The organism is Methylomonas sp. BG-2 (assembly GCF_057766305.1).
Window position 1 is genome coordinate 1 of the sequence record NZ_JBYMAP010000028.1, and the last position, 26,886, is coordinate 26,886.

General features: G+C 56.8%; 25 protein-coding genes. 10 read left to right on the forward strand and 15 right to left on the reverse strand.

The features are described from left to right. Nucleotides 1–56 precede the first annotated feature (56 nt). Nucleotides 57–2,075, reverse strand: a complete 2,019-nt coding sequence (locus tag AC3B8H_RS04325) for a cache domain-containing protein (RefSeq protein WP_488440390.1) — start codon at nt 2,073–2,075, stop codon at nt 57–59. A gap of 415 nt (nt 2,076–2,490) precedes the next feature. Between AC3B8H_RS04325 and AC3B8H_RS04330 the strand changes: the two genes are divergently transcribed. Then, nucleotides 2,491–3,243, forward strand: coding sequence for a proteasome-type protease (locus tag AC3B8H_RS04330; RefSeq protein ID WP_488440391.1), 753 nt, complete (start codon nt 2,491–2,493; stop codon nt 3,241–3,243). A 167-nt stretch (nt 3,244–3,410) separates the two neighbouring features. Here AC3B8H_RS04330 and AC3B8H_RS04335 read toward each other — a convergent pair whose 3' ends face one another. Next, nucleotides 3,411–4,379: an alpha-E domain-containing protein gene (locus tag AC3B8H_RS04335; RefSeq protein WP_488440392.1), complete on the reverse strand. Its 969-nt coding sequence runs from the start codon at nt 4,377–4,379 to the stop codon at nt 3,411–3,413. Between the two features lies 1 nt (nt 4,380). Then, nucleotides 4,381–5,838 (reverse strand): circularly permuted type 2 ATP-grasp protein, encoded by a 1,458-nt coding sequence (locus AC3B8H_RS04340; RefSeq protein WP_488440393.1) that lies wholly within the window; start codon nt 5,836–5,838, stop codon nt 4,381–4,383. Nucleotides 5,839–6,271: 433 nt separating this feature from the next. Here AC3B8H_RS04340 and AC3B8H_RS04345 point away from each other — a divergent pair, with 433 nt between their 5' ends. The 3 genes from AC3B8H_RS04345 (at nt 6,272) to AC3B8H_RS04355 (ending at nt 10,418) form a co-directional block, all read left to right on the forward strand. Beyond that, nucleotides 6,272–8,812: a circularly permuted type 2 ATP-grasp protein gene (locus tag AC3B8H_RS04345; protein ID WP_488440394.1), complete on the forward strand. Its 2,541-nt coding sequence runs from the start codon at nt 6,272–6,274 to the stop codon at nt 8,810–8,812. Between the two features lie 13 nt (nt 8,813–8,825). Next, complete coding sequence (locus AC3B8H_RS04350) at nt 8,826–9,707, forward strand: transglutaminase family protein (protein WP_488440395.1); 882 nt, start codon at nt 8,826–8,828, stop codon at nt 9,705–9,707. A gap of 87 nt (nt 9,708–9,794) precedes the next feature. Further along, on the forward strand, nt 9,795–10,418 hold the full coding sequence (locus AC3B8H_RS04355; RefSeq protein WP_488440396.1) for an inorganic pyrophosphatase: 624 nt from the start codon (nt 9,795–9,797) through the stop codon (nt 10,416–10,418). A gap of 96 nt (nt 10,419–10,514) precedes the next feature. On the opposite strand, the gene AC3B8H_RS04360 is transcribed toward AC3B8H_RS04355, so the two are convergent. The 3 genes from AC3B8H_RS04360 to AC3B8H_RS04370 form a co-directional block, all read right to left on the reverse strand. Then, nucleotides 10,515–10,982, reverse strand: a complete 468-nt coding sequence (locus AC3B8H_RS04360; RefSeq protein ID WP_488440397.1) for an Hsp20 family protein — start codon at nt 10,980–10,982, stop codon at nt 10,515–10,517. 174 nt (nt 10,983–11,156) lie between these two features. After that, entirely contained in the window at nt 11,157–11,357 is a 201-nt protein-coding gene (locus tag AC3B8H_RS04365; RefSeq protein WP_488440398.1) for a YgaP family membrane protein, read from the reverse strand. Between the two features lie 9 nt (nt 11,358–11,366). Continuing rightward, entirely contained in the window at nt 11,367–12,644 is a 1,278-nt protein-coding gene (locus AC3B8H_RS04370) for an NAD(P)/FAD-dependent oxidoreductase (RefSeq protein WP_488440399.1), read from the reverse strand. A 287-nt stretch (nt 12,645–12,931) separates the two neighbouring features. Between AC3B8H_RS04370 and msrB the strand changes: the two genes are divergently transcribed. From msrB to AC3B8H_RS04395, 5 genes are all read left to right on the forward strand, one after another. Continuing rightward, nucleotides 12,932–13,324, forward strand: a complete 393-nt coding sequence (gene msrB, locus AC3B8H_RS04375) for a peptide-methionine (R)-S-oxide reductase MsrB (protein WP_488440400.1) — start codon at nt 12,932–12,934, stop codon at nt 13,322–13,324. Further along, entirely contained in the window at nt 13,321–14,625 is a 1,305-nt protein-coding gene (locus tag AC3B8H_RS04380) for a M18 family aminopeptidase (RefSeq protein WP_488440401.1), read from the forward strand. The genes msrB and AC3B8H_RS04380 overlap by 4 nt, the downstream gene beginning before the upstream one ends. A gap of 83 nt (nt 14,626–14,708) precedes the next feature. Next, complete coding sequence (locus tag AC3B8H_RS04385) at nt 14,709–15,254, forward strand: YfiR family protein (protein WP_488440402.1); 546 nt, start codon at nt 14,709–14,711, stop codon at nt 15,252–15,254. Continuing rightward, the gene (locus AC3B8H_RS04390; protein ID WP_488440403.1) at nt 15,247–17,607 is read left to right on the forward strand and encodes an EAL domain-containing protein; all 2,361 of its coding nucleotides are present in this window, start codon (nt 15,247–15,249) and stop codon (nt 17,605–17,607) included. Before AC3B8H_RS04385 ends, AC3B8H_RS04390 begins: the two co-directional genes overlap by 8 nt. Beyond that, nucleotides 17,604–19,778 carry a TonB-dependent receptor plug domain-containing protein gene (locus tag AC3B8H_RS04395; protein ID WP_488440404.1) on the forward strand — a complete coding sequence of 725 codons (2,175 nt, stop codon included), beginning with the start codon at nt 17,604–17,606 and terminating at the stop codon, nt 19,776–19,778. Before AC3B8H_RS04390 ends, AC3B8H_RS04395 begins: the two co-directional genes overlap by 4 nt. 54 nt (nt 19,779–19,832) lie before the next feature. Here AC3B8H_RS04395 and AC3B8H_RS04400 read toward each other — a convergent pair whose 3' ends face one another. From AC3B8H_RS04400 to ffh, 9 genes are all read right to left on the reverse strand, one after another. Further along, nucleotides 19,833–20,240: a hypothetical protein gene (locus tag AC3B8H_RS04400; RefSeq protein WP_488440405.1), complete on the reverse strand. Its 408-nt coding sequence runs from the start codon at nt 20,238–20,240 to the stop codon at nt 19,833–19,835. A gap of 105 nt (nt 20,241–20,345) precedes the next feature. Then, on the reverse strand, nt 20,346–21,119 hold the full coding sequence (gene lpxA / locus AC3B8H_RS04405; protein WP_488440406.1) for an acyl-ACP--UDP-N-acetylglucosamine O-acyltransferase: 774 nt from the start codon (nt 21,117–21,119) through the stop codon (nt 20,346–20,348). A gap of 2 nt (nt 21,120–21,121) precedes the next feature. Continuing rightward, a complete protein-coding gene (xerD, locus tag AC3B8H_RS04410; protein WP_488440407.1) occupies nt 21,122–22,006 on the reverse strand; it encodes a site-specific tyrosine recombinase XerD in 885 nt (294 codons plus the stop codon). Next, nucleotides 22,003–22,422 (reverse strand): methylated-DNA--[protein]-cysteine S-methyltransferase, encoded by a 420-nt coding sequence (locus tag AC3B8H_RS04415; RefSeq protein ID WP_488440408.1) that lies wholly within the window; start codon nt 22,420–22,422, stop codon nt 22,003–22,005. The genes xerD and AC3B8H_RS04415 overlap by 4 nt, the downstream gene beginning before the upstream one ends. A 179-nt stretch (nt 22,423–22,601) precedes the next feature. Continuing rightward, complete coding sequence (rplS, locus tag AC3B8H_RS04420) at nt 22,602–22,949, reverse strand: 50S ribosomal protein L19 (protein ID WP_064031052.1); 348 nt, start codon at nt 22,947–22,949, stop codon at nt 22,602–22,604. Nucleotides 22,950–22,961: 12 nt separating this feature from the next. After that, on the reverse strand, nt 22,962–23,705 hold the full coding sequence (gene trmD, locus AC3B8H_RS04425; protein WP_488440409.1) for a tRNA (guanosine(37)-N1)-methyltransferase TrmD: 744 nt from the start codon (nt 23,703–23,705) through the stop codon (nt 22,962–22,964). Nucleotides 23,706–23,718: 13 nt separating this feature from the next. Next, entirely contained in the window at nt 23,719–24,210 is a 492-nt protein-coding gene (rimM, locus tag AC3B8H_RS04430; RefSeq protein ID WP_488440410.1) for a ribosome maturation factor RimM, read from the reverse strand. Nucleotides 24,211–24,234: 24 nt separating this feature from the next. Further along, nucleotides 24,235–24,486 carry a 30S ribosomal protein S16 gene (gene rpsP, locus AC3B8H_RS04435; RefSeq protein WP_488440411.1) on the reverse strand — a complete coding sequence of 84 codons (252 nt, stop codon included), beginning with the start codon at nt 24,484–24,486 and terminating at the stop codon, nt 24,235–24,237. 87 nt (nt 24,487–24,573) lie between these two features. Further along, nucleotides 24,574–25,929, reverse strand: a complete 1,356-nt coding sequence (gene ffh / locus AC3B8H_RS04440; RefSeq protein ID WP_488440412.1) for a signal recognition particle protein — start codon at nt 25,927–25,929, stop codon at nt 24,574–24,576. A gap of 117 nt (nt 25,930–26,046) precedes the next feature. Here ffh and AC3B8H_RS04445 point away from each other — a divergent pair, with 117 nt between their 5' ends. Continuing rightward, nucleotides 26,047–26,850: a cytochrome C assembly family protein gene (locus AC3B8H_RS04445; protein WP_488440413.1), complete on the forward strand. Its 804-nt coding sequence runs from the start codon at nt 26,047–26,049 to the stop codon at nt 26,848–26,850. Nucleotides 26,851–26,886: the final 36 nt, after the last annotated feature.

A 26,886-nucleotide genomic window follows, 5' to 3' on the forward strand; every position in this document is an offset into this window, starting at 1 on the left:
CCAATCACAGCAGGAATCAGGCCATCGGCCGCAAGGCTAGCCCGCCGCTGGTGGATTTAGAAAGGAATAAAGATGAATGCGATCACGTCGTTGGCGTAGCCGTCGGCGACTTTGTATTCGCGATAGCCCTTGGACACAGCACTCCCCAGCAGATAATTTCCGGCGCGGTATTGCACCACTCGGGATTCGCGCAGACCCGCCGGCAAGCGGAAGCAGGCGTCGTCCAAGTCCAAGAATTCGCCGGCGTTCAAGTCGGAGCACCCCGCCGCCGCGATGACCCGCTTTTGCCGGTCGGCAAACACCGCGAAACAACCCGCCACCGGACTGCCCTGCTCGTCGCGCGGTAAAACGTCGCTCAACATCGCCGCGAATTGCGGCTCGCTATCGAAAACAATGCCTATTCCGCCCACGACCCGCGTCGAATCGGCCAGATCGGTGATCGCGGCGTTGTAGATATACGTATGCCGCTCGGCGTACAGCGCCGAACGGGCAAAAGGCGAGACCCAATAGCTTTGGCTGTCCGGGCATTTCAAGGCCGCGACCGCGCCGCTGTCGTCACCGACCCGGCCGCCGACCAAGGCTTGTTGGTCGGGATCGGACACCGCGACGATGTCGCCGCTGGCGTCGTAAACATACAGGTTGGTGTAAACCGTATACAAGGCGTTGATGTATTGCAGAATATCGGCGATTTCCTGCCGCTGATCGGCATTGGGGTTGCCGGCGGCCAGATGGCGGCGAAACGCCGAGGTCAAAGCCCACCAGCGGCAATCGTTGGCGCGTTCGTAGAGATTGCGGTCCATGATATCGACCGCCAACGAAGCCAGAAAGCCGGCGTTGTTTAAATGCGACGACATCACTGTGGCTTGCTGCAAGCTGTTGACCGACGCGGTAAAAATGCTGGCGATATCGGTGCCGATTTGTTTGATCGCTTCCAACACCGGCATGAATTCGGCGGCGTTTTTGCGGGCCGAGGCGATCTGACCGTTCAATACCAGTAAACCGAGATCGTCGTTGATGGCGGCCGAGGCTTTGCGGATGTCGCGCAGCTCGGGCGGAAAACTGCTGGCCTGCTCCATGATGTAGGGCTGATTGGCGGCCGCCAGTTGGTCGCGACTGAAGGCTTGGTTCAGCGCGGTCATCATCTGCCCGCACCAACCCAGTCCGCGAAAGTCTTGATAACCGTTGCTGGCCCGAGTATTGATGATGTATTCGGCCCCGTGATAACGGGCGATACGTACCGAGCGATCGACGCTGGACCAGGTATTGACCGGCAGCAACAATTCGTCGCTGCTGGCGATGACGCGGCCGTCGCTGCCCAACACCGCCAGTATGCCGTCGTCGCCGGCGGCGAGCAGATCGGCGAATATCCCGCGCATTTCGTCGTCGAATTTAAAGCACAGGCACAATACCCCCAGCACGCTGGAATCGCGCTGGTTGGTTTCAGTGATCCGGCTGGAATAGATCAGCGCATGCCGGCGATCCGGTTGCAGATCCGAATAGCGGAAGGTTTCGACATAGGGCGCGCCGCTAGCCAGGGTCTCCAAAATCAGCGGATCGGACGACACCGTCACCGGATTGTGTTTGTCCAGATGAGCCTTGACCCGCCCCTGGGTATCCAACACCAGAATTTCGTCGTAAACGCTGTATTTTTTAACGTATTCGCGCAGGCGGTCTTCAATAAATGCGGTTTGTTCGGCGGTCGGGGCGGCCAAACTCAAGAAGGCGCGAATATCGTCGTCGGTCGCCAAAAAGCCAACGTCGGCGGTCCGCTCGAACAGATTTCGCACCAGCAAATCGATCGCCACCTGGGCCTTGGACGCGTTGTCCAGCACCAGTTTCTGGACGTTCTCCAGCAGCAGGTTGTAAGTGAGCTTTTTTTGCAGCTCGCCGAATTTGCCCTGGATTTGATTCATGTCGTCCAATATCGTCGCGGCGACATTGTGGCTGTTGATTTTGCCGATCAGGGCGATTTTGCCCCACCAATCGTTTAACGACGCCAGCTGTCGTTCGAAAGCCTTGACGTCGGGCATAGCCGACAACAATTTATCCGAACTGTTTTCCAAAAGTGCCTGCATAAAACTCCTTGTTAGCGGTAGATTGACACAGCACACTCGAGTTTTCCGACCGGCGCCGGCGAAATCGCCGCCTCCCGGCGCGGATCAAGATACGTCGCCGCTACATTGCGGGAGGCGCCATTCGTCGCGGACTCGGTGTCTGCCCGAAACTGGGAAACAATAACCGTACCAATCGGCCAGAGCCTGGAAGTTCACCGGCTGGAGGCCGCCGACAGACCCATGGCTGACGGCTGGCGCACCAGCGCGGTGCGGATAGCCGCACCAACTCCGGCAGATTCCGCATCCGCTATCTGGTTAATATCATTGGCAAATTGTTCGCTCGCCGCCGGTCTCCCGCCAATTGCGCCGGCCGGCTTGGCCTGACTCGCCGACTTTAGTACACTGAACCGATTACCTCATTTCAGGCAGCGCGCGCATGACTTACTGTATTGCAGTCTCGTTGAAGGACGGACTGGTGTTAACCTCGGATTCCAGAACCAATGCCGGCATCGACAATGTCAGCATTTACGGCAAGATGCACGCGTTCAACACCAACCCGGACCGCAAGATCGTCATGCTCAGCGCCGGCAATCTGGCCACCACGCAGTCGGTCATCGACCAAATCAAGCGCGATACCAAGGAACACGCCGAAGTCAACCTGAACACCGTGCATTATCTGTCCGAAGCCGCCGAATATCTGGGCCGCATCAGCGTCGAAAAACAGCGTCGCCACACCGACGATGGCCAAAGCAGCTTCAATCCGTCGGCAACCTTCATCCTCGCGGGTCAGATTGCGCAGGAGCCTCACGGCGCCTACTTGGTTTACCCGGAAGGCAACTGCATCACCACTTCGCGGCAGACGCCCTATTTGCAGATTGGCGAGAATAAATACGGTAAACCGGTGCTGGACCGGTTTTTGAAAATCGATACCGATTTACACGAAGCCGGCCGCTGTTGCCTGATTTCAATGGATTCGACGATGCGCAGCAACGCCAGCGTCGGCGCGCCGGTGGAGTTGTTGATCTATACGAAGGATGCGATGAAGCTGGACGAGTATTACTGCTTCCAGGAAGACAACGAATATCTGATTCAATTGCGGCGCATGTGGCACGAAAAGCTAAAGGAGGCCTTCGCGACCTTGCCGCAATTCAGCAAGGATGACGCCAAACCGCTGCCGGGCTGTATTTAACCGGGGAGCATGACCGGGCGGTTGCACGATCCCGGTTCCCCGGACTCGGCGTGCAGCCACCGGTTTCCAGCGCTAACGCAATTCGCCTTCGCGCGGCGCCACGCCTGTTCCGCCAACGTTTGTCCGCAAGCATCCCGCCCGCGAGTACCTCCCTGACACGACGACGGCTAAGCCGCCTGTTCCAGTTCCACCGCCGCTTTGCCGTTGTCGGCGCCAAAAAACCAGGTGGCCGCGATGCGCTTGTGCAAATCGCCGAAACGGGTTTGCAAGTCGTCCAGCAATGTGTGCAGTTCGCCGGGTGGCGTCCGGCGCGGATCGACGGCCAGGATGTGAGTTTCCAGCGCTTCCAGATGCGGGAATAAAGCCGTGGCATTGGGCAAGCGCTTGATGCAATGGGCAATCTCGTCCAAACAATGCAGCACCGCTCGCGGAAAATCCGGATTCTTCAGCAAATAGTCCAACACCTCCTCGCCCTTGATACGCTGGCGCATCTGCTTGCGGTACATCAACACCGCGCTCAGCGACTTCAAGACGTTGATCCATAATATCGTTTCGTATTCGCGCATCTTGTGGCTGCGGTTTTCGGCCAACAGCACGCTACCGAAGTCCATGATCCGGCTGGTCATGTCGGCCCGCTCGATATTCCGGCCGATGCAAATGAAGCGGTAGGCGTCGTTCCGGCTCATCGCACCGGAAACAAAGCCGGTGAAGCGTTGGCAGCCCGCCATGATTTCCTGTAAGTACTGCGCCCGACCGCGCCGATTCGACAAACTGTCCAGATGGTTGTTGGCGTACAAATACATTTCGTTGACCAATTCCCAGGCTTCGTCCGGCATCAGCTCGCGGCTGGTGCGGATATTTTCCCGCGCCGCCGCCAACGACGATAGCAGCGAACCGGGATTGCCGGTATCGGCCAACAGGAAACGGGTGGTGTTGTGTTCGCTGGGGTTTTTGAAGCGCTGGTAAAACGCGGCTTCCACACCGCAAATGTTCAGCAGATTGTGCCAACCCATTTCGACGCCGTAGGGCAAATCGTAGATCAAGTGCATCGTCGCGCTGATCAAGCGGGCGGTGTTCTCGGTGCGTTCCAGATAACGGGCTAGCCAATACAGTCGTTCGGCGGAGCGAGATAACATGTCATTTCTCCCGGTTGATGATCCAAGTATCCTTGCTGCCACCGCCCTGCGACGAGTTAACGACCAGCGAGCCAGCTTTCAACGCCACGCGGGTCAAGCCGCCGGCGGTGACGAAGCCGCGCTCGCCCTGCAAGATGAACGGCCGCAGATCGATGTGCCTGGGCTCCAAGCGATCGCCGCACAAGGTCGGACAGGTTGACAGCGCCAGCGTGGGCTGAGCGATGTAATTGCGCGGATTGGCCTGGACCAGTTTATGAAATTGCTTAATGTCTTTCTGGGTGGCGTGCGGCCCGACCAGCATGCCGTAACCGCCGGACTCGTTGGCCGGCTTGACGACCAATTCGGCCAGATGCTCCAGCACGTAGGCGCATTGCTCGGGGTCGCTGCAAAGATACGTGGGCACGTTGGGCAACAGCGGCTCTTCGTTCAGGTAATAGCGTATCATCGCCGGCACGTAGGCATAGACGACCTTGTCGTCGGCGACGCCGGCGCCGGGCGCGTTGGCCAACGCCACATTGCCTGCCTTCCAAGCCCGTAGCAAGCCCTTGACGCCCAGCACCGAATCCTTGCGAAACACCTCCGGGTCGAGGAACAGATCGTCGATCCGCCGATAGATCACATCGACTTTCTCCAATCCCTTGACGGTACGCATGTACACGCAGTCATCATCCTTGACCACCAAGTCGCCGCCCTCAACCAATTCGGCACCCATTTGCTGCGCCAAAAACGCATGTTCGAAATAGGCCGAGTTATAGATGCCGGGCGTCAGTACCGCGATTTGCGGCTGATCCTCCGGCCTTGGCGCGATCGAAGTCAGCATTTCGAACAGCTGAGTCGGATAGTCGTCCACCGGCAGTATGTTCAGGTTTTCCAGCAATTCGGGAAACACTCGCTTGGTGATGACCCGATTTTCGATCATGTAAGACACACCGGACGGCACCCGCAGATTGTCTTCCAACACGTAAACCACGCCGTCGCCGCCGCGCACCAAATCACTACCGCAGATGTTGGCCCAAACCCCGAACTTGGGCTTGAAACCGACGCATTCCGGCCGAAAATTGCTGGAACTGGCGATCAGTTCGGCCGGCACAATGCCGTCCCGAATAATCTGCCGCTGGTTATAAACGTCGTCGATGAAATGATTCAGGGCTTTCAGGCGCTGTCGCAAGCCGGCGTCGATCCCCTGCCACTCCTGAAAATCGATCAGCCGCGGAATGATATCGAACGGCCAGGCCCGGTCGATGTTGCCTTCGTCGCTGTAAACGGTGAAGGTAATGCCCATCTCCAATATCGCCGCCTCCGCGGCCGACAGACGCCCCTTGATGGCGTCCATGCCCAAGGATTGCAAGTACTGACTCAAAGTGGCGCACGTTTGGCGCGGCCGGCCGCCGCCATCCACCATTTCGTCGTAGGCTTGGTCGGCGCGGTATTGCGCCCATATCGATTGGTCGGGCTTCATGCGGGCATCCCTGGTTATCGCTATTTTGGTGCCGGACCGCACTAAGTTGGCGCGCAACTGCCGATTCCGGATTCGTCCCGCACCGTTTGCGCGGGTTCCATTTCGTCAAAGCAAGCCGGATGCCAAAAAGCCCGAAAAGCGCGCGGTATTCACCAAAGCTGTGCAAATTGCCAGCGGCTGCCCAAAAATCGAACAATCGCCCTCTGGCGCGGCACCAGACCGTGACTAGGCCACCCGCGCGCTCCGCATCGACGCGCGCCGGCCAACGGATCGCCCGATACTCGCTCAGGCGCGAAATTTGCTGTCGATTACGGTATCGTTCGTCAACTCAGGACCACCATTGACCCTGCCGTTACCCCACCGACCCAGCGAAAATCGCGCAGGTCCTTACTGTAAATTGCGCCAACCGGCTTAAACCGGCAAACTACCCGCCATGAGCCAGTTACTGCTAGAAGAAGCGCTGTCCCCCGGCTATCGCCTGGATCCCGGTATCTACGACGAGATGCTCGACAAATCCGGCCGAATCCGGCCGCATTGGCGGCACTTAATGGCGGCTCTGCAACAGTTGGGACCGGAAGAACTGGCCTACCGTTATCGTGAGGCGCTGCGACTTTTGCGCGAAAACGGCGTCACTTACAATGTCTACGGCGATCCGGACGGCCAGAACCGACCCTGGCAACTCGACCCGGTACCCTTCGTCGTTTCCGGCGACGAATGGTTCGATATCGAAGCCGGCCTGTTGCAACGCGCGGAATTGCTGAATCTGGTGCTGGCCGACTTGTACGGCCCGCGCACTCTGATCAAAAAAAACCTGCTGCCGTTGGAATTGATCTACAACCACGGCGGCTTCCTGCGCGCCTGCGATCAGGTACGCTTGCCCGGAGAACAGCAATTGGTGTTGTATGCCACCGATTTGGCACGCGGCCCAGACAACAAGATGTGGGTACTCGGCGATCGTACCCAGGCACCGTCCGGTGCCGGCTACGCGTTGGAAAACCGTCTGGCGATGTCGCGGGTCTTGCCGAGCCTGTTTCGCGATACCCAGGTGCATCGACTGGCTCGCTTCTTCCAGGCGCTCAGGGCCGGCCTGAACGCGATAGCCCCGCAAAACGCCCACACGCCGATGGTGGTCGTGCTGACCCCTGGCCCGCTCAACGAAACCTTTTTCGAACACGCTTACCTGGCTTCTTACCTGGGCTACCCGCTGGTGCAAGGGGACGACCTGACCGTCCGCGACGGCTATGTCTGGTTAAAATCGCTGACCGGCTTGCAACGGGTTGACGTGATTCTGCGCCGGGTCGACGATAATTATTGCGACCCGTTGGAACTGCGCGAGGATTCACGCCTGGGTGTGCCCGGGCTGTTGGAAGCGGCCAGACGCGGCAACGTCGCGATCGCCAACCCGCTGGGTAGCGGCATTCTGGAAAACCCCGGCCTGCTGGCCTTCCTGCCCGGCATCGCTCAACACTTTCTTGGCCAACCGTTAAAGCTGAATTCGATCGCCACTTGGTGGTGCGGTCAGGCCGGCGAATTGTCTTACGTGCTCGCCAATTTGAAGCGTCTGGTTATCAAACCGATTTACCGGCAGCCCGGCGAACACGCGGTGTTCGGCCATCAGCTCAGCAAATCGCAACTGGAAGCCTGGCGCGAGCGCATCCGCGCCCGCCCGGCCTTTTACGTCGCCCAGGAATACGAAAGTTTCTCGACCGTGCCGTCGATGGTCGGCGACGGCTTTGAGCCGCGCCAAGCCTTGCTGCGTTGTTTCGCGGTGGCCAGGGCCGGAGGCTACGCGCTGATGCCCGGCGGCCTGACCCGCAGCGCGCCGAATTACGGCGACGTTTACATCACCAATCAACTCGGCAGCATCAGCAAGGATACTTGGGTCATTGCCACCGAGCCGCAATCGCCGCCGACCAGCGGCGGTCCGGCCAGCGCCGGCGGGCCTCCCGGACTGCGCAACGCCTTGCCGAGCCGAGCCGCCGACAATATTTTTTGGGTGGGCCGCAACGCGGAACGCGCCGAAGGTTGCGTGCGCCTGTTGCGGGCCACGTTGAAGCGGCTGGTTATCAATCCGGACAGCGACCACCCCGACTATCCGCCCAGCCTGCATCGCCTGCTGCATTGCGTCACCAGCCTGACCGGCAGCTATCCCGGCTTCTTCGGTAAGAAAGCGGACGACAAGCTGCTGCGCGCGCCCGAGCCGGAATTGCTGGCGTTGATGCAGGACGATACCCGGCCCGGCAGCCTGCCCCATTCGGTACGCGGTTTGCAACAAGCCGGCTACGCGGTGCGGGATTTATGGTCGTCCGATACCTGGCGGGTCATCGACGAAATCGGCGAGCAAATCGCCGACACCAAGCGCGCCGGCAAAACCGGCCTGTGGACGATGCAAGAGCACCTGGATCAACTGGTCACCTCGTTGTCCGCGTTCAGCGGCTTGGTGATGGAAAGCATGACCCGCGGCAACGGCTGGCTGTTTTTGGACATCGGCCGCCGCCTGGAGCGCGGTCTGCAATTGATTTCGGTGTTGCGCACCGGATTCGCCGAGCCGCTGCTGGAAGGCGCGGAAACCCGACTGATCGAGACCCTGCTGGAGTGTAGCGACAACTTGATCTGCTATCGGCAACACTACCGCAGCAACCCGGAATTGGCGTCGTTTTTGGAACTGCTGGTACTGGACCCCAATAACCCGCGTTCGCTGGCGTATCAGATCGCCCGCTTGCAGGAGCATGCCGATAAACTGCCCAGGGAAACCGAAACCGGCCGACTCGGCCAAGCTCAACGCTTGATGCTGGAAGCCCATTGCATTCTGAATCTGACCGACATCGATACCTGGCTGGTGGTTGCCGAATCGGGCGTTCGGGAAACCCTGGATCAGCAACTCAGCCGAATTTACGCGCTGCTGGCGGCATTATCGGACACGCTGACCGCCAGCTATTTCCGCCACGGCGATACGCCGCAATCGTTGTCTTGAGGCAGGAGGCCCCATGCGCTACCGCGTTACTCATACCACCCGTTACCGTTATCGCGACATGGTTGCGTTATCCTACAACGAAGTCAGGATGCAGCCTCGCGTCTGCCCGCACCAGCAACTGCTGGCCTCGACATTGGAAATCAGCCCCAAACCCAACGACTACCGGCTGCGCAGCGACTTTTTCGGCAACCGGGTCACCTGGTTTTCGATCCGGGAGCCGCATCGGGAGTTCGCGGTCACCGCCATCAGCGATATCGTCGTCGCCCCACCGCCGGCCCAACTGGACTGGTGCGAGTCCGCCGATTGGGAAAGCGTCAAGGCCGCGCTGACCGCCGATACCGGCGAAGCGATGCAGGAGGCCCGGCAATTCTCGCTGACGTCGCCCTATATTCCGCCGTCGGCGGATCTGGCCGAGTATGCCGGGGTATCGTTCACGCCCGGCCGGCCATTGATCGAGGCGGTCCACGACTTGATGCAACGCATTTTCAGCGACTTTACTTTCGATCCGCATTTCAGCAATCTGGCGACCCCGCTTAGCGAAGTGCTGGAGCATCGCCGCGGAGTTTGCCAGGATTTCGCCCATCTGGCGATCGGCTGCATCCGCTCGCAAGGCTTGGCGGCCCGTTATGTCAGTGGCTACATCGAAACCTTGCCGCCGCCCGGCGTCGAAAAACTGATCGGCGCCGACGCCTCGCATGCCTGGTTTTCGGTATTTCTGCCGGAACTGGGCTGGCTGGATTTCGACCCCACCAACAACCAGTTGCCTAGCGATCGCCATATCACGGTTGCTTGGGGCCGCGACTACGGCGATGTTGCCCCGCTGAAAGGCGTGATTTTCGGCGGCCAGAACCACGAATTGACAGTCTCGGTCGCCGTGGAAAACATGGAAACCTGACGCCCTCGGCACTCGCGGCAACCCGGCGAGCGCCGCGGCCGATAACCCGACTAAAATACCCCCTTTAAAGCCAACTCCACCGATTCCATGAATATCCTACACAAAGCTCATCCCTGGCACGGCATCGCTCCCGGCGATAGCGCCCCGGACATCGTCACCGCTTTTATCGAAATCGTGCCGTCCGATACCGTCAAATACGAGATCGACAAACACAGCGGCTACCTGAAAATCGACCGGCCGCAGAAGTTTTCCAATATGATTCCAACGCTGTACGGCTTTATCCCGCGCACCTACTGCGCGGAAAAAATCGCCGAATACGCGGCCACGCAATCCGGCCGGCCGGTGAGCAAGGGCGACGGCGACCCGTTGGATATTTGCGTGCTGAGCGAACGCAGCGTGACGCACGGCGACATCTTGCTGCAAGCGATACCGATTGGCGGCTTCCGGCTGTTGGACGGCGGAGAGGCCGACGACAAGATCATCGCGGTCATGAAGGGGGACGAGTTTTACCGGCAATGGCGCGACGTTTCCGATTGTCCGGAATCCTACATCAACCGGCTGAAGCACTACTTTTTGACCTACAAGCACCTACCCAGCGAGAAAAGCGTTTGCGAAATCACCCATGTCTACGGCCGACATGAAGCGCACGAAGTGATCAAGCGGTCGATGGCCGACTACCAATATCACTTCGGCTGCCAGGACGACGGCTAGGAAAACGGAGTCGCCGTATTCGATCATACGAAGGCCGTCGGTATGACCCGGCGGCCTCCAGTCCATCAGACATTAACCGGCTTCGCCTCCCGGCATTTAAGCCGCGCTGACTTCCGCCGCGGCATGGCTTAATACTTGGCCGGCGCTATCGATTTCGATGCGGCGCGGCTTCATCGCCTCCGGTACGCGTTTGGTCAAGCGCACGGTCAAGAGACCGTCGCGGTAGTGGGCGCCGGCCACTTCGATGTGCTCGGCCAAATTGAAGCGCCGCTCGAAGTTGTGCCCGACTATGCCTTGGTGCAAAAAGTGCCGTTTGCCGGTCGGCCGCGGTTTTTCGCCCTTGACCGTCAACACTTGGTTTTCGGTTTCAATCGTGAGTTGTTCCGGGGAAAAGCCGGCTACCGCCAGACTGATCGCGTACTGTTTGTCGCCAACGAGCTCGATATCGTAAGGCGGGTAGTCGTGGTTGGCCCGATCGGTTTGCAAAATCCCGTCCAGCATTGAAGCCCATTGGCTGGAAGCCAGATTAGGACGATATATTGGGGTGTATTCGACTCGCATCATTCCATCCTCCTAAAAATTTCAAGATCACGGTTACCGAACCGGCTAGCGGTTCGCCCGACTCCGATTTAGGAGCACTTTGCAAAATTTCAAGTCCGAAAAACGGATGATGGACAAGCCGCCAAGCAAAAAAAAGCCTGACTGCGTTGGCTACGCGGTCAGGCCGAGAGGGAACGACTAAAATGCGCAACCGGGTTTGACGCCAAGCTTCTTCAAAATAATCGCCAGAGGACAAAAACCCGTGAACGAGGCTTGCAACAGGTTGGCTCCGACAAAGGCGGTAAACCACAACCAATTCGGCGAATGCCAATGCGCCAAGGCCAAACTCAGCAATATAAACGAACCGGCAAACGCCATCACCAAACGATCGATGGACATCGGGACCTCCTATTTCAAACGGACGACACCCATGAATTTCAACATCATGCGTTCGTAGAAGGGCTCGCTAATGCCTTTTCTAACCTTGCGCATGAAGTACTTTTCGAACGCGATCTTCGCCAGATGCACCCACTTGCCATGGGCCGACCAAGTGGTGTTACGCGGCGGTATTTGCGGCACGGCCAAGAAAGCCACGCCGCTGTCGCCCAAGTCCGCCAAACACAACGCGCTCAAGCTCGGCTTATCGGCCGGCTGTTTACCGTCCAGCTCGTCGCGGATATTGTGGGCGGTCGCGGTGACCATGGATTCGATCATATATCCGGTTTTCGGGGTCCCGGTCGGCACCGGGGTTTTTTCGACCGGCGGCAACGCCACGCAAACGCCCACCGAGTAAATATTTTTGTAAGTCGGATTGCGTTGATGCTCGTCAACGATGACGAAACCGCGCGGGTTGGTCAAGCCTTCCGCGCCGCAATGGCGTACCGCGTCCACGCCGGTGAAAGCCGGCAACATCATCGAATGCTTGAACGGCACCTCGTGCTTTTTCTTTTCGTTGCCGTCGTCGTCGACTTCGGTGACGTACATCATGCCCTGTTCGATTTTGTCGACCTTGGCATTGGTGATCCATTTGATGGTCTTATCGCGCAACGCGCTTTCCAATAGACCCTTGGTATCGCCGACTCCACCCAGGCCCAAATGGCCGATGTAGGGTTCGGATGTCACGAAGGTCATCGGTACTTTGTCGCGGATTTTGCGCTTGCGCAACTCGGTTTCGATGATCATCAGATATTCGTAGGCCGGACCGAAGCAGGACGCGCCTTGAACCGCGCCGATGACGATCGGGCCAGGATCGGCCATGAAGCGGTCCCAATCGTCGGCGGCCAACGCCGCGTGGTCCACGTGACAAACCGACGAGGTATACCCACCGTGTGGTCCCAAGCCGGGCACCTCGTCGAAGGCCAAGCGCGGTCCGGTAGCGATCACCAAAAAGTCGTATTCCACCGACGTGCCGTCCGCCAGATCCACTTTATTGTTGGCCGGATCGACTTTACTAGCGGACTTCTGAATGAAGTTGATCCCTTTCTTGGCCATCACCGGCGCCAATTCGATCTTCAAGTCTTCCGGTTTGCGCCACTTTGGCGGTATCCAGGGATTCGACGGAACGAAGTGAAATGTCGGCGAGTCGGATATCACGACCACCTCGTGCGCCTTGCCAACGATTTCCTTCATTTCATACGCCATCGGCACGCCACCGATGCCCGCGCCTAATACTACGATTCTTGCCATGACATTCTCCTCTCGCTGATGTCTAAAGGGATACCCGACCGTGTCTATTGTTATTCTTTATCGTGTTATACAAGCCACCGGCCGCGCGAAACCTAGAATATTAGAATTTTCTAACATAGGCAACCAAAAAATTCCCACTCCCTCTCGCCAACCTCTTTCAAACTATCGGTAACTATAGAAGACTGTTAAATTCCCGCATTCGCCGGAGTATTCGCCAGCGCGACACTTTGGCGTTGGATCAAGTCTGGGTACAATGCGGCATCCCAGCAAATATCCGGAATAGCGACATGGCCGACCAAGACGATATCGAACAAATCTGGCGCGAAAAACTCAGCCCCGAGCAATACCACGTCTGCCGCGAAAAAGGCACCGAACCGCCGTTCACCGGCAAATACACCGATTGCGACGAGGCTGGCGTCTATCGTTGCGTGTGTTGCGGCCAACCCTTGTTTTCGTCCGAGCAGAAATTCCACTCCGGCTGCGGCTGGCCCAGTTTCTGGGATCCCATCGCCGGCGACAGCCTGGAGCAGTCGCTCGATACCAGTCACGGCATGCGTCGCATCGAAGTCACCTGTCGTTCCTGCGGCGCCCACCTCGGCCACGTTTTCCCGGACGGTCCGCAACCGACCGGCCAGCGTTATTGCATTAACTCGGTTGCGTTGGATCTGGATAAATCATGAGCGCACCGCAACTCGCTCAGGATCTACTGGATTTCATCGACGCCAGTCCCAGCCCCTGGCACGCGGCCGCCTCCGTGGAGCAGCATCTGCTGACGCACGGTTTTCAAAAACTGGAGGAAAGCGCCGTTTGGTCGTTAAGTCTTGCCGGCCGGTATTATGTGATTCGAGACGCTTCATCCATCATTGCGTTTATCGTCGGCGCCGCCGCGCCGGCCGAAGCCGGATTTAAAATCCTCGGCGCGCATACCGATTCGCCGGGATTGCGGGTCAAACCCCGACCGGTTGTCGACAGCGATCAATTCGTGCGGATTGCGGTCGAAGTCTATGGCGGCCCAATCTTGGCCACGTTCGCCGACCGCGATTTAAGCTTGGCCGGACGTATCGCCTACCGCGACGGCGATAATCGGGTAAACACGACGCTGGTCCGATTTGCCGAGCCGCTGTTGCGCCTGCCGAACTTGGCCATTCATATGAACCGCGCCGTCAACGAGGACGGCCTCAAACTGAATAAACAAAATGAACTACCGCTGCTGCTGGCCAATCTGCCGAGCGACGGCTCGGCAACCGAACTGTTTAACCGTCTGCTGGAAACCGCTTCCGGCCTGACCGCGGACCAAATTCTAAGCTGGGAACTCAACGTCCACGACGGCCAAAAAGGTGCATTTTGGGGTGCCGATCGCCAATTCATCGCCGACAGCCAACTTGATAACTTGGCATCCTGCCATGCCGGCTTGACCGCCTTGCTGAATCGCCGAGAACAAAAGCTGACGGCCACTCGGGTTTGCGCTTTTTTCGACCACGAGGAAGTCGGCAGCGAAAGCAACAAGGGCGCGGCCGGCAGCTTTCTGGCCGACGTTCTGTCCCGAATTGCCGGCGCGTGCGGTGACCGCCCGGACGATTATCCGCGCGCGCTGGCGCAAAGTTTTCTGGTCAGCGCCGACATGGCGCACGCCTACCAACCGAATTTCCCGGCCGCTTACGAGCCCGGCCATAAAATCCTGGTCAATCACGGACCGGTGATCAAGATCAACGTCAATCACCGCTACGCCAGCGAATGCGTGTCCGAGGCGGTATTCGCCCAGTTCTGCCAACAGGCCGGCGTGCCCTACCAAAAATACGCGCATCGGGGCGATCTACCCTGCGGTAGCACGATAGGCCCAATCACCTCGGCCAAACTGGGCATACGTAGCGTCGATGTCGGCTCGCCAATGTGGGCAATGCACAGTGCCAGGGAAAGCGCCGGCGTTGCCGACCACGCTTACATGGTCGGCGCGCTGGAGGTTTTTTTCGGCAACCCTTAGTTTTTCTACTATTCTTGCCGTGTAATCTTGCCCGGTAGAGAATAATTTTGTTTCCGATTTTTTGGTCCCACTGCAATGTTGCATTGCAGCGTGCAGCGCTTTACGCCAAAACAGTGCTCTTGTGCGGCTGGGTGATAAATGCCGCGCATGCCGACGAACCGATTCTGGAATACAAGGTCAAGGCGGCCTACCTCTACAATTTCACCAAATTCATCACTTGGCCGAGCCACTCGGGCTCGTCATTCAATATTTGCCTGATTGGCGACAACCCGTTCGGTAACCTGCTCGATGCGCTGGAAACCAAAACGGTCGCCGACAAACCTATCCGTTTGCGCCGTCTCGATTCGTTGAAACAGGCACAGGATTGCCAGATCCTGTATGCCGAAAAGACCGATCAACGCATAGACCTCAATCTGGCCGGGGTCCTGCTGGTCGGCAATCTCGGTAAAACCTTGACCGTCAGCAGCCAACCGTTTTTCGCCGAATCCGGCGGCATGATAGGCTTTGTACTCGACGATGAAAAGGTGCGCCTGCACATCAATTTAAAGGCTTTGAAGCAAAGCGGGCTGTCAATCAGCGCCAAACTGATCGAAGTCGCCACATTGGTGGAAGGAGGCGGCCGTGAATAAATGGTTTACCGCCCTCTCCATAAAAGCCAAGTTGCTGACAATCGCGGTAACCTCCAGCCTGTTTTCGATGTTGCTGGCCCTGGTCATTCTAGTCACGATCAATGCCGCCGACGTCAAGCGCAAGGCTCAAGACGATCTGCAGGCCGTCGCCAGTCTGATCGCCAACCGCAGCGTCGCCGCGGTGATGTTCGACGACGCCGGCGTCGCCAAGGAAAACTTGATTTCGCTAAACAATTTTCCGGACTTACGCAGCGCTTGCGTTTACATCAAAAAAGGCCATCTGTTTACGTCGCTGGACAATCAAGCCCTGCCCTGCCCGGACGTCGCCTACGGTCTGCATACCCATTACGACAATTTGATGCTGTACGTCTACCAGGCAATGGTGGTTGACGGCGAGGACATCGGGGCGGTCTATCTGGCCTCGGACTTGAGCGCCGCGATCTGGCGGGAATTGAAATTCGTCAGCTTAATTCTGGCGGTCCTGTTCGTCGCGCTGTTCATCACTTTTTTACTGACGGTCCCACTATTGAACCGGGTCGCGCTGCCGGTGGCCCAACTCGCCAAAACCGCGCAACGGGTCAGCCAAGATCACGACTATTCGTTGCGCGCCGAAAAGCACAGTAGCGATGAAATGGGCATTCTGGTCGATGCCTTCAACGACATGCTCGATACCGTTGAGACCCAAAACAAGGCCTTAATCGCGGTCAAGAACAACTACCAGGCGCTCTACGACAACAACCCGACCATGGTCTTCAATCTGGACATGCAAGGCCGCATCGTATCGGTCAACCGCTTCGGCGCGAAGCAATTGGGGTTGGGCGTTGAAGAATTGCAAGGCTGCGCGATCAGCAATTTCTCGCATCCGGACGATGCCGCCGGTTTCGAGCAGTTTTTCGAGACTTGCCGCCACCATCCGGAACTGATTCATCGCCAGGAAAGCCGCAAGATTTGCCGCAACGGCAACGTAATTTGGGTCAGGGAAACCGCGCGCTTGGTCACCGACGAATCCAACTTCCAGCGCTTGTTACTGGTCTGCGAGGACATCACCGAAACCCGCCGACTATCGGAAAAAATCGCCTATCAGGCCAGCCACGACGAGTTAACGGGCCTGGTCAACCGCCGCCAATTCGATATTCATATCCAGAGTTTGGTGTCGCAAGCCGAAATCGACGAGAGCGAACACGTGCTCTGCTATTTGGACTTGGACCAATTCAAAATTGTCAACGATACCTGCGGTCATTTGGCCGGCGACGAACTGCTGCGCCAATTGGGCGAGGTTCTGCGCCACCAGGTCCGCAAGACCGACATTTTGGCGCGACTGGGCGGGGACGAATTCGGCATTTTGATGTCGCATTGCTCGGTCGAACAAGCCTTCTCCACCTGCGAGAAACTGCGCAACATCATTTGCGACTTCCAGTTTGCCTGGGAAAATCGTAGTTTCAATATTGGCGTCAGTGTCGGCATTGCCCCGATCAACCTGACCAGCGGCAACGCCGTGGATATCTTAAAAGAAGCCGACGCCGCCTGTTACGCCGCCAAGGAAAAAGGGCGGAATCGCGTCCATGTCTTCAGCCCCGACGACGAAGAACTCACCATGCGGCAGGGCGAAATGCAGTGGGTCGAAAAAATCCGGATGGGGATAGAGCAAAACCGTTTCCAGCTTTACGGCCAGTTAATCGTGCCGATTGCTTCGAACGACGAAGGCCTGCATTTCGAAACCTTGATTCGCTATATCGACGAACAAGGCAAAGTCATTCCGCCCGGCGCCTTCCTGCCCGCCGCCGAGCGTTACAACATCGCGCCGCCGCTGGACCGCTGGGTAATTTCCCGCTTGTTCGAGCATTTGGCAACCACGCCGAACCTGCTGGGGCGCCTGGAAATGTGCTCGGTCAACCTGTCGGGCCTGTCGATGTCCGACGAAACGATGCTGACCTTCATCGACGAGCAGTTTCAAAAATGGCAAATTCCGACGCATAAGATATGCTTTGAAATCACCGAAACCGCCGCCATCAGTAATTTGTCCTACGCCCGCCAGTTCATTAACTCCCTGCGTACCAAGGGTTGCTTGTTTTCGCTGGACGACTTCGGCAGCGGCCTATCCTCGTTTGCTTATCTGAAAAACCTTCCCGTGGACTTTTTGAAAATCGACGGCCTATTCGTCAAGGATATTTTGGAAGACCGGGTCGATTTGACCATGGTCAAATCGATCAATGAAGTCGCTCACGTGATGAGCAAGAAAACCATCGCCGAATTCGTCGAAAACCGCGATATCTTCGAGTTGTTGAAAACCTTGGGCGTCAATTACGCACAGGGTTACGGCATTGCTAAACCGGTACCCCTGGAAGAACTATGAGTCACGCCAAACCCAACGCTTTCGGCAAACGGCGCATACTGCCGGCCGTATTGCTGTGCGGCCTCGGTCAACCCGCCCAGGGCCAAGACCAAAGCATGACCGATTTGCTGGAACTGTCGCCGGCGGAGCTGGCCAATATTTCGGTCAGTATCGCCTCGGGAACCGCCAAGTCGGTATCGCAATCAGCGGCGGTCACGACCGTGATTACCGCGGACCAAATCAACGCGATGGGCGCCACCGAATTGCACGAAGTGCTGGAAACCGTACCCGGCATGCACGTCAGTATTCAGCCGATCACCAACGACTACACCTTCACGATGCGCGGAATGCGCAACCAAACCAACTCGGAAGTCTTGTTGATGCTGAACGGCACCCGGTTTTCGATTCCCTACCAGGGCTCTTACATGGCCGGCATGATCGTGCCGGTGGAAAACATTCAACGCATCGAAGTGATTCGCGGCCCGGGCTCCGCACTATACGGCGCCGACGCCTTTGCCGGCGTGATTAATATCATCACGAAAAAAGCCGGCGACCTCAACGGCACCACGGTAGGCGCGCGCGGCGGTAACGCCGACCGTACCAGTACCTGGGCGCAACACGGCGGCCATTACGGCGAGTGGGATGTTGCCGGCAGCCTGCAATATAGCCACGGCGGGATCCATCCGGACCGCATCGTCGCGGCCGATGCGCAAACGGCGCTGGATAACGCCCTCGGCACCCATGCATCCCAAGCGCCCGGTCCGATGCAGACCTCCGGCGAGCGCTGGAACGCCCATCTGAATTTACAGCGCCAACACTGGGATTTGAACTTCTGGGCCTATAACCAAGCCGTGGGCTTTCCGGCCGGCGCGAACGGCGCACTGGACAATACGGGTACGCTGGATGGAGCCCATTACCTCGGCGACGTTCGTTACTCGACGGAAAACGACCTGGAAAACTGGGAACTGCAGTTTCATACCAGTTTTTTACACACCGACCTGAACGGCAATAGCCACAACTTTCCGGCCGGCGCGATCCTGCCCATCGATGCCAACGGCAATCTGGCGGTGGACGCCAGCGGCAATCTCAATCCCGCTACTCTGGTGAATTTCGTCTCGTTTCCGGATGGGATGCGCTTTGTACCCGGTTTTAAAAACACGGTACCGAGCGCGGAGCTGACGAGTATTTATAAAGGCTTTCAGAATCATATGATCCGCTTGATTACCGGCTTTCGTTACGAAGAGTTAAACGCCAGCGAAATGCGTAATTACGGAGTCGGCGTCATCGACGGCCAACAGTTGGTGGTCAACGGTCGCTTGACCGACGTCACCGGCACACCCTACGCCTTCATGAACGACACCCATCGTTCGATCTGGTCGGTGGCATTACAGGACGAATGGCAGATTTCCAAGGATTGGCAATTGACGGCGGGCTTGCGTTACGACGAATATTCGGATTTTGGCGGCACCTTGAACCCAAGAGCCGCCTTGGTTTGGGACATCAATGACAATCTGACCGGTAAATTGCTGTACGGCCAAGCCTACCGCGCGCCTAGCTTTGTCGAGCAGTACCAGAAAAACAATCCGTTTTTCATTGGTAACCCCTCGCTAAGCCCCGAAACGATAGAAACCACCGAGCTGGCTTTCGATTACCGGCCCTTGAAGAGCCTGCGGACCGCACTGAATGTTTATTACTACGAAATCAACGACTTGATCGGCGGTAAATTAAGCAATCAGGGCGCTACGTTGTCGGAGGTCAACAATCCTGGCCAGGATGGACTGGGCAGCGAATTCGAATGGGACTGGAAGTTTCACGACGACTGGAATTTGCGCGGCAATTATGCCTGGCAATACGCGGTGGACAGAGCCACCGAACGGCGAGTCAGCAACGTCCCGGAACATCATGTCTACACCGCGCTGTCCTGGAATTTTCAGCCCAAATGGCAAATTCAAACCCAAGTCAATTGGGTCGGCCATAGGCTTAGCGATATCGGCGACAACCGGGTCTTAAAAGATTACCAAACCGTGGACCTGACGCTAAACGCCAGAAAACTGATGGGGACACTCGATTTGACCGCGTCGGTACGCAATTTGTTCGACAGCCAAGGCAAGGAACCAGCCATAGCCAGCTATCCTTACAACTTACCGATTTCAGCTCAAACTTTCTACTTCGAAGCCGCGCTGCATTTTTAAACCGGTAGCGGCCGCATCGGGTGCGATTGCCGCCACTGGCCAATATCCGAACGATTAGGCGCTAAGCACCAGATTATTCTGACTGATGGCGTCCAGCAAACGGCCTACCATTCTTCGGCTCACCCAGGCCTCGCCGGCGGCAACAACCTGAATCATTTTCGCCAGATAACCGCCCAGCGGACCGCTATTCTGATAGCCTCTGCCGCCGGCGAGCAAACAATTCAAGATGCGGTCCTCACCAATCTCGTCGCCGATCACCACGATCTTGCTGGCCGGACTCGCATTCAGCAGCAAGCCTATATAGTCCGGGGTTTCGTCGCCCCGCAAACAGAAGCTCAGCAAAATCAGTCCGGGCTGCTGAGCTTCGGCAGCATTCAAAGCCTGTATTTCGTCGTTATAAAACGAAACGTCTTCCTCGGACATCAGCAACAATGGCGGAATCTGTCCGGTACTATCAACCACGTGAATTTTCATAGCCTAAGGATACTTAAAATTGCGAACACGCCCGCTCGATTACCGCCAGCCGGCCCCCCACCATACGAAATTGCGTGTCCGTCACGGAAAAACTCAGTCAGCCAGCTCGACAAATCCATGCAGTCCGCGCTTAGAATCCGCAGCCAACCAGTCTTTTAAGTATTGCAGCTCTTCGCTGGATTGCAATTCGTCAACGCATTTTTTATGCCGAAGCAAGCGGAAAGCCGACGATAACAGCTTAAGCCGATCACCGACGATACCAGCCCGTCGCAAGCCAACCAGATTCAAACGATAGTGTTTGGCCGGACGGCCACCGATTAACATAAACGGCAGCACGTCCATATTTATCCCGGTGGTACCCTGCACAATCGCGTAAGCACCGACCCGGCAAAACTGGTGCACCACAACGGCGCCGCCCATGAACACATTGTTGCCAATCTCGACATGGCCACCAATCGCCACGTTATTGGCAAAAATGGTTTTGTCGCCTACCGAACAATCGTGCGCGACATGACTGTTGTTCATGAAATAGCAGCCCGAACCGATCTTGGTGCTTCCGCCCGGTTTGGTGGCTCTATGCGCGGTAAAGCCCTCGCGGAAGGCATTGTCGTCGCCGATTTCCAACCAAGATACGGTTGCCGGATCGAACCCAAGATCCTGAGGTAGCCCCCCCAGCACCGCGTGAGGATGGAGGATATTCCTGGCGCCCATTTTGACCAGGCCGTGCACCACGGCGTGAGCGCCGACTTCGCAATCGGCGCCAATCTCCGCCCCGGCTTCGATCACCGCGAACGGCCCAACCCGAACCCCCTTGGCCAGACTGGCGTCGGGTGAAACAAAAGCCGTGGGATGAATCAAAGCGGTCATGGTTAGCCTCGCGGGTGGTGTTGAGTATGTAATTCTTTCAGCCTTTGCTGGGCGATGTGGGTGTAAATCTGAGTAGTCGATAGGTCGGCGTGTCCAAGCAACATTTGTACCGCGCGCAGATCGGCGCCGTGATTCAGAAGGTGGGTAGCAAATGCGTGACGCAACGTATGCGGAGACAGCGGTTTGTCAATGCCGGCCACCGTGGCGTAGCGTTTGATCAAATGCCAAAACGCCTGCCGAGTCATACCCTCGCCCCGCTTGGTGACGAACAGAAAATCGCTTTGCCGGCCCGCCAACAAAGCCAACCGAGGACCCGCGAAATAGCGCTCCAGCCAATCCAGGGCATCTTCGCCAACCGGCACTAAACGTTCCTTGCCGCCCTTACCCATCACTCGCACCCATCCCTGCCTTAAATTGAGTTGAGCGAACGTCAATTCGACCAGCTCCGATACCCGCAATCCGGTCGCGTAAAGCACTTCCAACATCGCCCGATCGCGAAACCCCAGCAGCTCCCCGGTCTCCGGTGCATCAATCAGTAGTTCGACATCCCGCTCGGTCAACGTATCCGGTAAAGGCCTTCCCAGCTTCGGCGCGTCAATCAGTTGAGTTGGGTCTCGCTCAATCCTTTGCTCGCGCACCCAATAGCCATAGAAACGCCGCAAACACGATAACAACCGGGCCGCCGAACGATTGCCGGTACCTTGTGCGTGGCGAGCCGCCAAGAAGCCCTTGATGTCGTTCTGTTCGACCTCAAGCAAATGCTTATCCTTGAGCCACCTCGAGAACTGTTTCAGGTCGCTGGCATAGGCCGCCAACGTATTGTCGCTGAGGCCAAACTCCAACCACAGGGCGTTTAAAAACGCCTCGACCACTTGTGCGGAATTCATGGCCTCGAGTTGTTTTCCTTCCTGGCGGCTTCAAAGTTTATCAAGCGGCGCTTAAGCTCGAGATAGTCCCCCGCACTCTCCCCCATAAACCCGCCCAAACCGGATTTGGCAACGACACGATGGCAGGGAATCAAACCCGCATAAGGGTTGTCTCGGCAAGCGCCGGCAACCGCTCTGGCCCCGGAACCCAATTCGGCGGCAAGTTCGGCATAAGTTTTGGTCTCGCCCGGCGGAATCTCCAACAAGGCTCGCCAAACCCGATTACGGTGCGCACTTCCGCGCGCCAGCACGGCCACATTCAATTCGGCAACCTCCGGCTCCGCCAGGTATGCTTCGAAGGGCTTTGCCAACGAGGCGTCTGTTTCGCATAGCGGCTCGGTCCGCCAAGACGCATCGATTATGACATCGCCGGTCATGGTAACTATTAAATTAGCCCCGCAAAAAGGCACCGCGATAACGCGCGGTTCTCCCTCCGCAACAGTTTCCCAACGAATCCTCAACGGCATCAGTGACTCCCGGTGTCCGGCAAAAAAAAAGGCAGCGAGTCGGCTGCCTTTTTTGAAGACTCGGCTCACGCCGAATCGCCGCCTTGTCATTAAGACAGTCGTTCTTTAATCCGAGCTGCTTTACCAGTCAGGTCGCGCAGATAATACAGCTTAGCGCGGCGAACGTCACCACGACGCTTCACTTCAATACTGCTGACAGCGGGGCTATGAGTTTGGAAAACCCTCTCGACGCCGACACCGTGGGAAATTTTTCTAACGGTGAACGCTGAATTCATGCCGCGATTACGCTTGGCGATCACTATACCTTCGAACGCCTGCAATCTTTCCCGCTCGCCGTCCACAACCCGAACCTGGACAACGACGGTGTCGCCTGGGCCAAACTCCGGCACATTTTGTTTAAGCTGAGCCGCTTCCAATTCTTCGATAATTTTACTCATAACCACACCCTATTAAACAATTTCATTTCTAAATTCACTCAGCAAAGCTTCCTGCTCCGCCGTCAAGTTCAAACTCCGGAGTAGATCCGGACGCCGCAACCAAGTGCGGCCGAGCGCTTGTTTCAGTCGCCAACGCCTGATTGCCGCGTGATTGCCACCGAGCAACACTTCAGGAACATCGCCGAACGAGCTACGCTCCGGCCTTGTATAGTGCGGACAATCCAACAAACCAGCCACATGAGAATCCTGCTTTGCCGACTCATCATCTCCCAATACGCCGGGAATCAGGCGGGCTACCGCATCGATAACAATCAGCGCGGCGAGCTCTCCGCCACTGATCACGTAGTCGCCGATAGACCACTCTTCGTCGCATTCTTGAACGACAAACCGCTCATCCACGCCTTCATAACGTCCAGCCACCAGTATCAACTGTTCAGAAAGGGTGGCCTTTTGCAATAAACTTTGCGAGATCACTCGCCCCTGCGGACTCAAATATACGACTTTGGCGCTAACCGCGCCGCCACTTGCTCGCTTTGCCGCGGCAACCGCGTCACGTAACGGCTGATATTTCATTACCATGCCCGGACCGCCCCCGTAGGGTCTGTCGTCAACCGTTTTGTGCCTGTCGTGCGTAAAATCTCTAGGGTTCCAAACGGAAAGATCAACCAATCCGCGCTCGATAGCCCGACCGGTTACCCCAAACGCAGCAGCATTTGCGACCATATGGGGAAAGATACTGATCACATCGAAGCGCATGCCGCAATCGCTGTCAAAAATCGGCGTCCCAATCGACCAGAATGCAGCCTTTTTCGATATCGACCTTGAGGACAGTTTGCCCCATCAAAAACGGGATCAAGCGTTCTTGCTGACCATCAGAAACGACCAAAACGTCATTGGCACCGGTCTCCAACAAATGATCGACCGTTCCCAGATTGATCTCGGCTTGATTGAGAACCCTCAAACCGATCAAGTCGGTCCAGTAGTACTCTCCATCCGCTGGTTCGGGCAATTGTTGCCTGCGTATCAGGATCTCAGCTCCCATCAACGCCATCGCCGCGTCCCTATCGTTCAAAGTTTCAAGCTCGGCAACGACTGCGGCGCCTTGGCGCCGGCCAGCGATGACCTTGAACTCGCGGATCTGATCATTCTTCCTAAGACACCAAGGCGAGTACGCTAAGATATTTTCTCGCGGATCGGTATAGGAAAAGACTTTCACCCAACCTTTAATGCCAAACACGCCGGAAATTTGACCGACGCTCAAATAGTCCTCGACAGACAAGTGGACTTAGGCGACGGCCTTGCTAGCGTCCTTAATCAGCCTGGCAACTCGATCGGAAGGCTGCGCGCCATTGGCGGTCCAATACTGAACACGCTCGGTATCCAAAACCAAGCGCTGCTCGCCGCCTCTCGCCAGAGGATTAAAAAAACCAACCCTTTCAATGTAGCGCCCGTCGCGACTGCTTCTGCTGTCGGTTACGACGACATGATAGAAAGGACGGTTTTTAGCGCCGCCTCTGGACAAACGAATACTTACCATCTGCACACCCTAGATAACAATGAGTCAAAAATTTAATCTACCTATTCTACGCGATTCGCCGCGCAAGAAAAGAAAAAATTGAAAAAATCACATCTTCATGCCGCGCATATTGCTTTTCAAACCGCGCATCATGTTGACAATATTGCCTTTGCTGAACTTTTTCATCATTTTTTCCATCATCTTGTGCTGCTTGAGCACACGATTGACAGCATTCAAATCCAGACCGCAACCGTCAGCGATACGCTGCTTGCGACTGCCCTTAATCAGATCGGGAAAACGCCGCTCTTGCTTGGTCATCGAATTGATCACGGCAATTTGATGCGCCAAATCCTTGTCGTTGACCTTTTCCTTGACTTCCTTGGGCACCGCGCCCATGCCGGGCAACTTGTCCATCATTGCCCCAATGCCGCCCATGTTCTGCATCTGCGTCAACTGCTCGCGCAAGTCCTCCAGATCAAAACTCTTGCCTTTTTGCAGTTTCTTGGCGAGCTGCTCGGCTTTTTTCTTATCGACGTTCTGCTCGATGTCCTCGATCAACGACAACACGTCACCCATACCCAAGATACGGGAGGCAAGCCGATCCGGATAAAACGGTTCCAGCGCATCGGATTTTTCGCCGACACCGATAAATTTGATCGGCTTACCGGTGATATGCCGTATCGACAACGCAGCCCCGCCCCTGGCATCGCCGTCGGCCTTGGTCAAAATCACGCCGGTCAACGGTAAGGCGTCATGGAAAGCCTTGGCGGTATTAGCGGCATCTTGGCCGGTCATGCTATCGACGACGAACAGCGTTTCGATCGGCTTGATCGCGGCGTGCAGGGCCTTGATTTCCGCCATCATCTCATCGTCCACGTGCAGACGGCCGGCGGTATCGACGATCAACACATCCAAAAATTGACGCTTGGCGGCATCGATGGCCCGGTTAACAATATCGACAGGCTGTTCCGAAGCCTCGCTGTCGAAGAACTTCAGACCCAGATCGTCCGCCAGGGTTTGCAGCTGTTTGATCGCCGCCGGTCGGTAGACATCCACGCTGACCACCCCGACCCGCTTCTTTTTCTTTTCCTTTAAATGCCTGCCCAGCTTAGCGACCGTCGTCGTTTTACCGGCACCCTGCAAGCCGGCCATCAAAATCAGCGCCGGCGGATTGGTGCGCAGATTCAGCTCTTCGTTGGCGGAGCCCATCACTCGCACCAACTCGCCCTGCACCACTTTGATCAGGGCTTGACCCGGCGTCAAACTGGCCTGAACTTCTTGACCAAGCGCGCGTTCCGTTACCTGCTCTATAAAACTGGTCACCACCGGCAGAGCGACGTCAGCCTCCAGCAAGGCCATCCGCACTTCCCGCATGGTGTCCTGGATATTAGCCTCGGTCAGGCGACCCTGACCCTTGATTTTCTTGAGCGCACCGCTCAGGCGATCGGATAAATTGTCAAACATAGCTGCGTCTTTATAGTTCTGAAGTCCCGGTGATGATCCGCCATAACAATCGATTACGACAATCAGGCCGCTTAGTTTAACATAAGCGCTTCGCAACGCCTTTCGATTCTTCCGGTCATGTACCTTAGCACCGCCATCGGCATTTTATCGATTTTGACCTACGTGCTCGCTGGCGCGGGGATCGCTCGAGAAATTCTTGCCACCCAAAATCAATCCTCGACCCCGATCAGATTGGCCTGGGCCGCCGCCGCCTTGCACAGCGCTCATACCTTTCTCAATATCCACGAAAGAAGCGGTTTCACATTCGGTTTTTTCAATACCGCATCGTTCACCGCGCTCGTCGTGGCATGGCTGCTGTTGTTCGCCGCGCTCGATAAGCCGGTGGCAAAACTCGGGGTACTGGTATTTCCGGTAGCGGCATTGCTTCTGGCCGCCAATGTCGCTTATCCGAGTAGACCGCATCCGCTCGCCCATCACGACTGGCAGTTGACCGCCCACATCCTGACGTCGATTTTGGCCTTCGGTTTGTTGAATATCGCCGCGGTGCAAGCCATTTTGCTGGCGATTCAAGAACAGCAACTGCGCCATCATCACCCCAAGCAATTCATGTTGGCACTGCCGCCCCTGCAGGCCATGGAATCGCTATTGTTTCAAATGATCGCCACCGGCCTGGTGTTTTTGACGATTTCCTTGCTGACCGGCTTTCTGTTTATCGATGATTTGTTCGCACAACATTTGGCGCACAAAACCGTCTTATCGATATTGGCCTGGCTGATATTTTCGGCACTATTGTTCGGCCGCCTCCGCTATGGTTGGCGCGGCCAAAGCGCGGTGCAATGGACATTGATCGGCTTTACCTCGCTGCTGCTGGCCTATTTCGGCAGCAAACTGGTGCTGGAACTGATTCTGAAGAAGATCTAAGGCGGGGTCGCTGCCGGCGGATCGCCAGACGCGACG